Here is a 12,222-nt window from a genome sequence, read left to right as displayed (position 1 = left end):
CGTCTGCTCGCGGCTGAACCTAAGCCGCGACGACGTCCTTGCGCGGACGGCCGCGCGGACGCTTGCGTGCGACGACGGCACCCCGCTCGAGGATCTCCCCACCCCAAACACCCCACGGCTCTTCACGTTCCAGTGCCTCGCTGAGGCACTGGCGCCGGATCGGGCAGTCGGCGCACAGCGCCTTGGCCTGTTCCAGCTGAGTGGGGCTGTCCGCGAACCACATATCGGGGTCGCCGACATGACATGGCACCGCCAGCCTTTGTCGGCAAGTCTGGCTAGTCATGTCCTCATCACCTACTTCCTGGTCTTCTTGCGTCTCATCTGTCTGATGGATCGGTGACCAGGTGGTGGTTTTGAGGTTGTGCCCCAAAAACAATGGCCACGGATCCGGTGGTTTCGGGTCCGTGGCCAGATGGCTTGTGTGGGCTCTACCTAAGTAGTGCCCCGCTTCACGGACGCGAAGGTCTTGCCGTTGCGCTTGCGCTGCGGGATGTCGGCGACATGCCCAGCCGTCGCGAGACGTGCCGCCGACATAGCGGCGGCTGCGGCGGCAGCGGGAACGGCGGGGACGTCAACGATCTGATGCCAGCTGACGCCGACGCGCGATACCGCCTCATAGGCAGCATCGGTCAACGGCGCACGGAGGCCAGCGACAGCGAGGACAGCGCCTCGGGACGCATCAAAATTGATCATCTGGGCCACCTCCTCAGCGGTCGATTGCGGATTCACAGGTCATGAATTCGCGGGATTTCGTTGCGGCTTCGAGGCTAGACGTTACCACCGAAATATGACAAGCGATTTTTTGACCAGCGGTTTTGGCACAATTTGCGTCATGTTTGGCGCAATTTAGGTGGGCTAACGGGACGCGTTCACCAATGCCAGGACATCCGGGCCGTATTGCTCAAGCTTGCGCGCCCCGATCCCGGGAATGGCCACCAGCGCAGCATTGTCGGCCGGCAGGGCCTCGGCGATCGCGATCAAGGTGTTGTCGGTGAACACCACATAGGCCGGCACCTTCATCTCCTGCGAGGTGCGCAAGCGCCACTCCTTGAGCCGGCCCAGCAGCTCCTCGTCGAGGTTCGACGGGCACGACTCGCAGCGCCGCAGCAAGATCGCGGTCGACGTCGTCAACGCCGAATTGCAGACCCGGCAGCGCGGCGCCGGCCCCCGTTTGCGTTGCGGCTGTTGGGGTTCGCGCCGGCTCTGCGGCGTCAGCCCGTTGAGGAACCGCGACGGCTTGCGGCTCTGCCTTCCGCCGGCAGCCCGGGCCAGTGCCCATGAAATGGTCAAATGCACTCTGGCCCTGGTGATTCCGACGTAGAAGAGACGCCGCTCCTCTTCGACGGGTTCGCTGTCCGCGCCGTGGGACAACGCGTGCGAGATGGGCAACGTGCCGTCGACCAGACCGACCAGGAACACCGCATCCCACTCGAGACCCTTGGCCGCGTGCAGCGATGCCAGCGTCACACCCTGCACCACCGGTGGGTGCCGGGAATCGGCGCGCTGACGCAGCTCGACGAGCAGCCCCTGCAGGTCCAGGTTGGCGCGTACCGCGACTTCCTGTTCGACCAATTCGACCAAGGCCAACAACGCATCCCAGCGTTCCCGGGCCTTGGTACCCGCCGGCGGCTCGGCCGTCAGGCCCAGCGGTTCCAGCAGATCCCGGACCAGCTGCGGCAGCTCGACACCGGCGACATCCCCCTGGTGTCCCGCGGCGCGCTGCAGCGCCAGCAGCGCCTGCCGGATCTCCTGGCGGCTGAAGAAGCCTTCACCACCGCGCACCTGGAACGCCACACCGGCCGCGGTGAGCGCCTCCTCATACACCTCGGACTGCGCGTTGATGCGGTACAGCACCGCGATTTCCGAAGGGGCAGTGCCGGATTGGATGAGCTTCTTGATGGCGGCGGCGACCGCGTTGGCCTCGGCGACCTCATCGGGGTGTTCCCGGAACACCGGTTTGGGACCGGGATCGCGCTGACCGATGAGTTGCAACCGGCTGGCCGCCATGCGGCCGGAAGCCGCTGAGATCACCTGATTGGCCAGCGACACCACCTGCGGCGTGCTGCGGTAGTCGCGCTCCAGCCGGATCAGCGCCGCATCGGGGAACCTTCTCGAAAAGTCGAGGAGGTACTGCGGAGTGGCGCCGGTGAACGAGTAGATGGTCTGGTTGGCGTCGCCGACCACGGTCAGGTCGTCCCGCTCCCCCACCCAGGCGTTGAGCACCCGCTGCTGCAGCGGGGTGACGTCCTGGTATTCGTCGACGACGAAGCAGCGGTAGCGGTCACGGAACTCGCCGGCGACGGCGGCGTCGTTCTCGATGGCGGCTGCGGTGTGCAGCAGCAGATCGTCGAAGTCCAGCAGCGCCGAGCCGTCGCGGCGGGCCTTGAGTCCCTCGTACCCCGCGTACACCGCGGCGACCTTGGCGGCGTCGAGCGGGATGTCCCGCTCGATCGCGGCGACCTGCTGCGGGTACTGCTCGGGACTGATCAAGGACGACTTGGCCCATTCGATCTCGCCGGCCAGGTCGCGCACGTCGTCGGTGCTGGCCTGGATACCCGCCCGGTTCGCCGCCTGCGCCACGACCGCGAACTTGCTGTCGAGCAATTCCCAGCCGGTATCGCCGACCACTCGCGGCCAGAAATACCGCAGTTGCCGCAGCGCCGCGGCGTGGAATGTCATGGCCTGCACGGCCCCGGAGCCGGCGGCGCCGTCGATCTCCTGCTCCAGGCTGCGCAAGCGGCTGCGCATCTCACCCGCAGCGCGCTGGGTGAACGTCACGGCCAGCACCTGACTCGGCGCGACGTGGCCGGAGGCCACCAGATACGCGATGCGGCGGGTGATGGTCCGCGTCTTGCCGGTGCCGGCACCGGCCAGCACACAGACCGGGCCGCGGGGTGCGAGGACAGCCTCGCGCTGTTCGTCGTCGAGGTCCTCGAGGAGCGTGGACGGCGGGGCCTCGGCTGGCATGGCCTACATCATGGCAGCTGGGGGTGACACGTCGGCGAGCCGACCGTGTGACGCAGTCGGCACCGCTGAGCGGCATGGCGCGGCGATCGGATACGTTGAGTCGCGTTATGAGTGCACTGATCATGTACAGCACGACCTGGTGCGGCTACTGCAAGCGGCTCAAGACCGCGCTGAAGGCCGAAGGCATCCCGTACACCGAGATCGACATCGAGCAGGACATGGACGCAGCCAAGTTCGTGATGTCGGTCAACGGCGGCAACCAGACGGTGCCGACGGTGAAGTTCCCGGACGGCAGCGCGCTGACCAACCCCAGCATCAAGGACGTCAAAGCCAAGCTGAACTAGCGATTTGTGCACGATTTTCCGCGCCAGCCGCGGATTTTCGTGCACAAATCACAGGGCTGCCCAGGATTCGATGATCTCCCGGGCGATCGAGATCGAGCCGGGCAGCAGCAGCCGGGTATCCGATGCGCTGTTCCAGTCGCCGTGCTCGAGCGCCTCGCGCACCTCGGCCCGGGTGAACCAGTCGGCCTCGGCGATCTCGCCGTCATTGAACGCGAACGGCTGCTCCGGATCGCCGATCGCGTGGAAGCCGACCATCAACGAGCGCGGGAACGGCCAGGGCTGACTGCCCAGGTACTTGACATCGGTGACGGCGAGGCCGACCTCCTCGGCGATCTCGCGGACCACGCAGGACTCGAACGACTCACCGGCTTCCACGAACCCGGCCAGCAGTGAGAACAGCCGCTCCGGCCAATTCGTCTGCCGGGCCAGTACGGCGCGGTCGTGGCCGTCGTGCACCAGGCAGATGATCGCCGGGTCGATACGTGGGAATTCCTCGTGGCCACCGATGCTGTTGACGCGCGCCCAGCCGCCCTTGATCGCCTTGGTGGGTGCGCCGTCGATGGCGCTGAAACGGGCGCTGTCGTGCCAGTTCAGCAGTGCCGTCGCGGTCGAGACGAGCTGGGCGCTGATGTCGTCGAAGACGGTTCCGGCCCGGCGCAGGTCGAGCACCTCGACCGGTTGACCGGACGGCTCCGCCGGTTCTTCGAGTGCGGCGCGCACGCCCCACACGTGCCGGCCGTCGGGCATCCGGCCCAGGAACACCGCGTGCTCGTCGGGCTTGTCCCCGAGTTCCGCCGCACGCCCCAGCACCACCTGGCCGCCGGAGATCAGCACCTGGTTGCGCCGGTCGACGCGCAGCAGCAGCGCGTCTTTCCAGCCGGCGATGGCGGCGTCGACATCGGTGCGCAGCGTGTCGGCCCGGTCCGCACCGACCCGAGACAGCAGCGGGACATTACGCAGGGTGAAATCGCTCATCGCCGCGCCTACCGTTCGCCTTCGGCGTTGCGGATGTAGAGCAGGCGGTCCCCGGCGGCGAGGGCGTCGACCTCGGGGGCATCGACCCTGAGCAACTTCCCGCCACGCACCACGCCGAGCACGATGTCCGACAGGTGCCGCGGCGAGCCGCCGAGTTCCTTGGCCTCGACCTCACGCTCGGAGATCGCGAAGCCCGCGTCAGGGGTGAGCAGGTCTTCGACCATCTCGACCACGCTCGGGGTCTGGGTCGCGATGCCCAGCAGCCGGCCGGCGGTCTCCGAGGACACGACGGTCGAGTCGGCGCCGGACTGCCGCAGCAGATGCTGATTCTCGGCCTCGCGGGCCGACGCGATGATCTTGGCTTTGGGCGCCACCTCGCGGGCCGTCAGCGTGACCAGCACCGCGGTGGCGTCCTTGTCCGTCGCGACCACGATGGATTTGGCGTGCTGTGCCCCAGCCAGGCGCAGCACCTCCGATTTGGTGGCGTCGCCGACCACGGTGACCAGTCCGGCGGCGCGGGCCCGGTCCAGTGCCGCCGGGTTCTCGTCGACGACGACGATGTCTCCGGGTGCGACCTCGTCGCCGACCATGGCCTGGACCGCGGTGCGGCCCTTGGTTCCATAACCGACGACGATGGTGTGATTGCGCACGCTGCTCCTCCATCGCTGAATCTTCAAGGCTTGACGCGACTGCGTGGTCAGCGTCTCGACGGTCGTACCGATCAGCACGATCAGGAACGCGATCCGCATCGGGGTGATCACCAGGACGTTGACCAGGCGTGCGCTCGGGGTGAACGGCGTGATGTCGCCGTAGCCGGTGGTCGACAACGACACCGTCGCGTAGTAGATGCAGTCCAGGAGCGACATCTCGTTGTCCTGGACATCGCGGTAGCCGTCGCGATCGATGTACACGACGAGTACCGCCGCGCCGAGTACCACCAGCGCATAGATGACGCGGCGCGCGATCCGGCGGGCCGGGCTGACGAACGGCTCCGGGATTTGCAGTACGTCAACCAGATCCGCGTTCTGTCGGCTGGTGAGGTTCTGCTCCATGGCGGCCATGCGCCGCGACAATCTAACGCGAGCCACGACGAGCCAATATCTGGCAGAGGCTCACCACGGGACGGCTCAGCACAGCACTATGTAACCATGACCGTCCCCAGCACTTCGGATAACACCGCCCACAGCCAGGCCCCCGCATACCGAATGGGCGCGCTGCTCGTCGGAATGGGCACTCTGCATTTCGTCGCACCCAAACCGTTCGACGGCATCGTTCCGGAAGAACTGCCGGGGACTGCCCGGTTCTACACCTACGCGTCGGGCGTCGCCGAAGTCGCCACCGGTGCAGCGCTGCTCATTCCACGTACCCGCAAGCTCGGTGCGCTGGCCGCGGTCGCGCTGTTCATCGGGGTGTTCCCCGCGAACGTGAACATGGTCCGGCTGTGGTGGCCGAAGGGCTGGCCGGCCCGCATCGCCGCCCTGGGCCGGTTGCCGCTGCAGGTGCCGATGGTGACCCAGGCGCTCAAGGTCTACCGCAACTCACCCGACGCGCACTAGCGCCGCCAGTTCGTCGGCGCCGGGCAGGTCGGTGGGTGCCACCGTCTGCCCGGCCCGCACGTAATGGAAGACCGCCCGCACCGAATCGACGGGTACGCCCCGGATCGACGACCAGGCCAGCCGGTACACCGCCAGCTGAATCGCCTTGTTGCGCATGGTTTCCGGGGTGGTCGGCGGATCGCCGGTCTTCCAGTCCAGCACGGTGTAGCCCCCATCGGCGTCGGCGAACACCGCGTCGATGCGGCCCCGGATCACGCGATCGCCGATCACCATGTCGAACGGCACCTCGATGTCGATCGGGGTGCGGGCCGCCCAATCCGACAGCGCGAACGCGGCCTGCAGGTCGGCCAGTTCGTCGGCGACGGCCTGCCCCAGCTCGGCGTCGACCGCACCGGGTAGGTCGTCGAGGTCGAACAGCCGCTCGGCGGAGAAGTACCGCTGCACCCAGTCGTGAAACGCGGTGCCCAGCAGTGCCTGCGGGTCCGGGCGCGACGGTAGCCGGCGCTGCAGCCGTTGCAGCGCGCCGGACCGGTCGCTGCCCAGATCGACCAGCGTGCTGACCGACAGCTGGGGCGGCAGCTCGACCGGACCGCGCTCCTGGATCCGCGCGCGTTCGGCCAGCAGGGCATCGACATCGGCGGACCATCCGTGGCGGTCGTCGAAGTTCTCATCGGCCGTGGCGGTGAGCGCCTGCGCGACCAGGGCCGCGCCCCGGTCGACGTCACCGCGGCGGGCACCAGCCGGGTCGATTGGCCATGCACATTCGACGACGTTGTCGCGCAACGGATTCACAGCGCTCTCGGGCGGTGCGGGTGCCCACTGCTCGATCTCGCCGCAGGGGTCGCCATCATTGCCCGCGCGTTCGATGATGTCGCGCATCTCGATCAGGAAGTCGGATGGCCCCGCCGGCTTCGCGGCCGTCGTCCCCCAGTGGTACCCGGAGAGCAGCAGGGTGTCCTCGGCGCGGGTGAGAGCCACGTAGAGCAGGCGGCGTTCCTCATCCGTGCGCCGCTGATCGAGCAGGGCCTTGTGCGCGGCGATCTTGTCCGCCAACACCTTGCGGTCGTTGACGTCGGACGTGTCGAGCACCGGCACCCCGTGTTCGGACAACTCGGCGCGGTCACCGCGCAGCAACGGCGGCAGGTCGCCCGCGTCGGTCAGCCAGGTGCGCTGCGACGCGGTGGACGGGAACACCCGGGCAACCAGGTGCGGAACCGCGACGATCTGCCACTCCAGCCCCTTGGCAGCGTGCACCGTCAGGATCTGCACGCGGTCCGAAGCCACCGTCACCTGTGCCGGCGCCAGCCCGTTCTCGACCTCGGCGGCCGCTGTCAGATACGCCAGCAGTCCGGCGATGGGCGCGGATGCGTCGGCGTCGGTGACCGGCCGCGCGGCGTAGCCCGCGACCACATCGGCGAACGCATCGAGATGCTCGGTACCCCGCCAGCCCTCGGAAACCCCACTGGCCGCGCGGGTTTCGGCGTCGATGCCCAGGACCCGACGCGTTTCGGCGACCAGGTCGGGCAGCGGCTGATGCAGGTGCGCGCGCAGCTGGCTCAGCTCGGCGGCCAGGGCCAGCAGCCGACGGTGTCCTTCGGGCGAGTAGCGGTCGGCAGGACCTGGGTCGCTGATCGCATCGGCCAGGCAGGCGTGGTCGGCGTCGGGAGCGACGTGGGCGACGGCCTGCTCGGCGGCCGAACCGGACGTCCGCGCGGCGTCGGGCACATCCAGTTCCGAGGCGCGGCGCCACAGCGCGGCCAGGTCGGCGGCACCGAACCGCCACCGCGCGCTCGTCAGTACCCGCATCGCGGCGACCCCGGCGGTCGGCTCGGCGACCAGACGTAGCATCGCGACCACGTCGGCGACCTCCGGGATGGCCAACAGCCCGGCCAGACCGACCACCTCGACGGGGATCCCACGTGCGTTCAGCGCCTCGGCGATGGGCGCGGCGTCGGCGTTGCGGCGCACCAGGACCGCGGCCGTCGGCACCGGGTCACCCGCGGCGGCGGCACCGTGGTACCGGCGAGCCAGGTGATCGGCGACCCAATCACGCTCGGCGACAACGTCATCCAACAACGCACACTGGATGGTTCCCGGCTCGGCACCGGGCCGCGGCAGCAGTTCGCGCACGCTCACGCTGCGGCGGCGGGCCTCGGCGGACACCTCGTTGGCCAGTTTCAGCGCCCGCGGTGGGTTGCGCCAGCTGGTCCGCAATTCCAGGGCCGGGGCCGGCGAGCCGTCCGAGAGCCGGAAGTCGGTGGTGAACCGGGGCAGGTTGGTGGCCGACGCGCCGCGCCAGCCGTAGATCGATTGGATCGGGTCCCCCACCGCCGTCAGCGCCAGGCTGTCGTCGACGCCGCCACCGAACAGCGACGACAGCGCCACCCGCTGGGCATGCCCGGTGTCCTGATATTCGTCCAGCAGGACCACGCGATACCGCTCCCGCAGCTGCGCGCCGACCTGCGGGAAACCCTCGGCCAAGCGCGCCGCCGCGGACATCTGCGTACCGAAGTCCATCACCTGCGCATCCCGCATCCGCTGGTGCACCGCGTCGATGAGCGGCACCAGCTCGGTCCGCTCGGTCTGGGTGTCCAGCAGATTCAACAGCCACTGCGTGGGCCCACCGCGCTGGCCCGGTCCCGCCGGGAGCGTGAGGATGAGCCGTTCCAGCTCGTGATGGGTGTCGCGCACGGCGTCGGTGTCGACGAGATGCTCGGACAGCTGACCGGCCAGGCGCAGCACCATCTGGGTGATCGCGGCCGGGGACTTGTCGGTGTGCAGCTGCCCCGGAAAATCGGACACCACCCGAAAAGCCAACTGCCACATCTCGGTTTCTGTGACCAGCCGGGTGGCCGGCTCGATGGGCAGCAGCAGCCCGTACTCGCGGAGCAGGGTGCCCGCGAAGGCGTGATAGGTGCTGACGGTGGCGTGCTCGTCGGCCAACGAAACGCCGGGCAACAGGCCCGAACCGGCGAGGCGGGCCAGCCGGGTACGCACGCGGCGCAACAACTGTCCGGCCGCCTTGCGGGTGAAGGTCAGCCCCAGCACCTGCGACGGGGTCGCATAGCCGTTGGCCACCAGCCAGACCACCCGTGCGGCCATCGTCTCGGTTTTCCCGGCGCCGGCGCCGGCGATCACCACCAGCGGTCCCGGCGGGGCGGCGATGACCGCGGCCTGCTCGTCGGTGGGGGTGAACAGCCCGAGCGTCTCGGCAAGGTCGGCGGGGCTGTACGTCACGGGCATCCACCCTTCGTACCTTGCGCCGGGCACATGGCCCGCACCGGGCAGGTGGCGCAGCCGGCGCCGACGCGCGCGACGAACTGCGGCCCGGCCGTGGCCGCCGCGGCGTCGGTGACCCGCTGCCGCCACTGCGCCTGCGCCGTCTCCCCCATCGGATCCTGCTCACGTTCGGTGGCGCCCGCCTTCGCGGGTTTGGCCGGATACACCAACCGGCCGCCGCCCGGCTGATCACCCTGCGGCACAATGCCTTCCGCGATGGCCAGCTGGTACAGCGCGAGCTGGGCATGCTGCTGGGCATCGGCCTTGGTGGCCGGGCTCTTACCGGTCTTCACATCGACCACCACGAGGCGTCCGTCGCGGTCGCGTTCGAGCCGGTCGATGCGCCCCTTCACCTGCACCTGCGGACCCGCATCGACGATCACCCCGGCTACCTCGAGCTCGGTGCCGACCTCGGTGAGCTCACTGCGGCTCTCCTGCCGCCACGTCGTGAAGGTGTCCAGCATGGCGCGGTACCGCTCGAGCTCGTTGTCGGCGTACCAGTTCGAGTCGAAAGGCAGCTGCTGCCAGACCTTTTCGAGCTCGCCCCGCAGCTGGGCCTCGCTACGACCGGAGTCGGCGACCAGGGCGTGCACCAGGGAGCCCAGCGCCGAACGCAGATCGCGGCCGTCGCTGCCGCCGTGCCGCTCCAGCATCCAGCGCAGCGGGCAGTCGGTCAGGGTCTGCACGGTCGACGGCGACACCGTGACGACGTGGTCGTCACCGGACCACAGTGGCTCGGCAGTGGACAGCTCCGTGCTGGCGTACCACTGCGCCGGGTCGGCGCCCGGCACCCCGGCCTCGGCCAGCCGCGCCAATTGTGCTGCCGCACAGAGCCGGTCGGACTCCTCGACCGCGCCGTCGGGGGCGCAGACCACCGACCGCAGCCGGCCGACCAGTGCCGATGGGGACAGCACGGCGGGCGCGTGCACCGGGAGCTCGTCGGTGTCGGGATCGGTACCGCCGGCCAGCGCCGCCAGCTCTTCGAAGAAGGTCGACGGCAGCAGCGCTTCATCACCATTGTCGCTGTCGACGGCCGTCACCAGCACCCGCTTGCGGGCCCGGCCCAGCGCAGCCACCAGCAGCCGCCGTTCCTCGGCCAGCAGCGGCGCGGTGGCCGACATGCCACGAACGTCACCCACACCGTCGACGATGTCGAGCAGCTGCTGGGTCCCGAGCACACCCCCACGCGGAACGGTGTTGGGCCACAACCCTTCCTGCAGGCCCGCGATGACCACGAAATCCCATTCCCGCCCCAGCGCGGCATGCGCACTGACTACGGCCACCTCGTCGGCCTCGGCGCGCTCCGGCGTCGAACCCGACCAGGACAGGGCGCGGACGTGGTCGATCAAACCGGTGAGGGAGGCCGCCGCGGTGCGGGCCACGTACTGGTCGACGGTGTCGAACAGCGCGGTGACGGCGTCCAGGTCGACGCCCGCGGCGACCCCGGCCGCACCCGGGCGCCCGGCCACCGCCTGCCACCGGCGCGACAATCCGCTGGTGTGCCAGGCCTGCCACAGCACGAACCGCGGGTCCTGGCCGGCCGTCGCCGCCCGGCGCGCCGCGTCGAGGACGGCGCGGACCCGGCGCACCGGCCGGGCCAGCTGATCCGGCAACGGGCGTTCGATGCCGGCGGTCAGCGCCTCGGTCAGCAGCTCGCCGAACTCACGGCCACCACCGTCGGCGCGGCGCAGGACGCGCCGCAACTGGCGCAGGGACACCGGGTCGACCCGGCCGATGGGCCCCGTCAGCAAGGCCAGTGCCCGGTCGCCGGTCAGCTGGTCGGCGACGCAGTCCAGCACGGAGAGCAGCGCGCCCACCGCCGGATGCAGTGCCGGCGGCGTGGTGTCGGCCTGCTGCTGCACCGGCACCCCGGCAGCGGTCAGCGCCCGGGCCAGCGCCGTCCCGGCCCGCGGCACCGAGCGCACGATGACGGCCATCTGCGCCCAGGGCACTCCGTCGACCAGGTGCGCGCGGCGCAGTGCGTCCGCGATCAGTGCGGATTCGGCGTGCGGCGAACCCGCCACGCGCACCGTCAGCGAGCCGAGGTCGTCCGTCGTCGCCGACGTCAGGGTCCGTGACGCGTCCACGCCGGGCAGCCGCCGTGCCACGGCCGAAACCGCGCCGGCCACCGCGGGCGCACACCGATGCGACTCGGTCAGAACCACCTGCGGCTGGTCCTCGGGGCCGTACAGCAGTGTCGGCTCGGCGCCGCGGTACCCGAACACCGTCTGGCTCGGATCCCCGGCGATGACGGTCAGCTGGGCGCCGGCCGCCAGCACCCGCACCAGCAGCGCGGCCTGCGGGTCGAGGTGCTGCGCGTCGTCGACCAGCAGCAGCTTGATGCGGGAGCGTTCGGCGTCCAGCAGCGCGGGATCGACGGCGAAGGCCTCGAGCGCGGCGCCGACCAGTTCAGCCGCGCCCAGCGCGGGCACCGTCGCCTGCGGGGCGGCCATGCCGACGGCGCTGCGCAGCAGCATCACCTGCTCGTAGACCTGCGCGAACCGGGCCGCGGCCACCCACTCCGGGCGTCCGGCCTTGCGGCCGATCCGGCGCAGGTCCGCGGGGTCGACGCCACGTTCGGTGCAGCGGGCCAACAGGTCCCGCAATTCGGTCGCGAACCCGGCGGTGGCCAATGCCGGTCGCAGGTGCAGCGGCCAGTCCACGCCGGCCTCGTCGCCGTCCTCGAGATCACCAGCGAGGAGCTCGCGGATGATGCCGTCCTGCTCGGCGCTGGTGATCAGGCGCGGCGGTGGGTCGCCGGCGCGCTGCGCGGCCTGCCGCAACACGGCGAACGCGTAGGAATGCAGGGTGCGGACCAGTGGCTCCCGGGTGACCTGGCCGGAATCGCCGAGCAGTGCCGAGGTGATGGCGCCGCGGACCCGGCTGCCGAGGCGCGCCGAACCCGTGAGCAGCAGCACCGACTCCGGATCGGTCCCGGCCGCGATATGCGTTGCGGCAGTGCGGATCAGCAGTTCGGTCTTGCCGGTTCCGGGGCCGCCCAGCACCCGCACCACACCACGTTGCCCGGGCTCGGTCAGGGCATTAACCGAGCCGGGCGCGGTGAGTGCGGAGTGCGGGGCGGCCATGCACGGAATGCAACC

Annotated in this window: 9 protein-coding genes; 2 read left to right on the top strand and 7 right to left on the bottom strand. The window is 70.0% G+C overall.

Annotation, left to right across the window (positions count from 1 at the left end; genetic code table 11):
* Positions 1 to 19: 19 nt before the first annotated feature.
* From TL10_RS08215 to TL10_RS08205, 3 genes are all read right to left on the bottom strand, one after another.
* Positions 20 to 283, bottom strand: coding sequence for a WhiB family transcriptional regulator (locus TL10_RS08215; protein WP_043985334.1), 264 nt, complete (start codon positions 281 to 283; stop codon positions 20 to 22).
* A gap of 149 nt (positions 284 to 432) precedes the next feature.
* Positions 433 to 693, bottom strand: a complete 261-nt coding sequence (locus TL10_RS08210) for a hypothetical protein (RefSeq protein WP_131630703.1) — start codon at positions 691 to 693, stop codon at positions 433 to 435.
* A 162-nt stretch (positions 694 to 855) separates the two neighbouring features.
* On the bottom strand, positions 856 to 2,967 hold the full coding sequence (locus TL10_RS08205) for an ATP-dependent DNA helicase UvrD2 (RefSeq protein WP_043985263.1): 2,112 nt from the start codon (positions 2,965 to 2,967) through the stop codon (positions 856 to 858).
* 107 nt (positions 2,968 to 3,074) lie between these two features.
* On the opposite strand from TL10_RS08205, the gene TL10_RS08200 reads away from it, so the two are divergent.
* Entirely contained in the window at positions 3,075 to 3,311 is a 237-nt protein-coding gene (locus TL10_RS08200; protein ID WP_043392495.1) for a mycoredoxin, read from the top strand.
* A 48-nt stretch (positions 3,312 to 3,359) separates the two neighbouring features.
* Here the strand turns inward: TL10_RS08200 and nudC are convergent, their stop codons facing one another.
* Together nudC and TL10_RS08190 are read right to left on the bottom strand one after the other, a co-directional pair.
* Complete coding sequence (gene nudC / locus TL10_RS08195) at positions 3,360 to 4,286, bottom strand: NAD(+) diphosphatase (protein ID WP_043985262.1); 927 nt, start codon at positions 4,284 to 4,286, stop codon at positions 3,360 to 3,362.
* 8 nt (positions 4,287 to 4,294) lie between these two features.
* On the bottom strand, positions 4,295 to 5,374 hold the full coding sequence (locus TL10_RS08190) for a potassium channel family protein (protein ID WP_043985261.1): 1,080 nt from the start codon (positions 5,372 to 5,374) through the stop codon (positions 4,295 to 4,297).
* A gap of 60 nt (positions 5,375 to 5,434) precedes the next feature.
* Here TL10_RS08190 and TL10_RS08185 point away from each other — a divergent pair, with 60 nt between their 5' ends.
* Positions 5,435 to 5,842, top strand: coding sequence for a DoxX family protein (locus TL10_RS08185; protein WP_043392488.1), 408 nt, complete (start codon positions 5,435 to 5,437; stop codon positions 5,840 to 5,842).
* On the opposite strand, the gene TL10_RS08180 is transcribed toward TL10_RS08185, so the two are convergent.
* Positions 5,825 to 9,085: an ATP-dependent helicase gene (locus TL10_RS08180; protein ID WP_043985333.1), complete on the bottom strand. Its 3,261-nt coding sequence runs from the start codon at positions 9,083 to 9,085 to the stop codon at positions 5,825 to 5,827. The genes TL10_RS08185 and TL10_RS08180 overlap by 18 nt on opposite strands.
* On the bottom strand, positions 9,076 to 12,207 hold the full coding sequence (locus TL10_RS08175; RefSeq protein ID WP_043985260.1) for an ATP-dependent helicase: 3,132 nt from the start codon (positions 12,205 to 12,207) through the stop codon (positions 9,076 to 9,078). The genes TL10_RS08180 and TL10_RS08175 overlap by 10 nt, the downstream gene beginning before the upstream one ends.
* Positions 12,208 to 12,222 lie beyond the last annotated feature (15 nt).

It is taken from the genome of Mycolicibacterium llatzerense (assembly GCF_000878195.1).
GTDB classification, from domain to species: Bacteria; Actinomycetota; Actinomycetes; order Mycobacteriales; family Mycobacteriaceae; genus Mycobacterium; species Mycobacterium llatzerense.
This window is presented reverse-complemented; position numbering and strand designations above follow the sequence as displayed.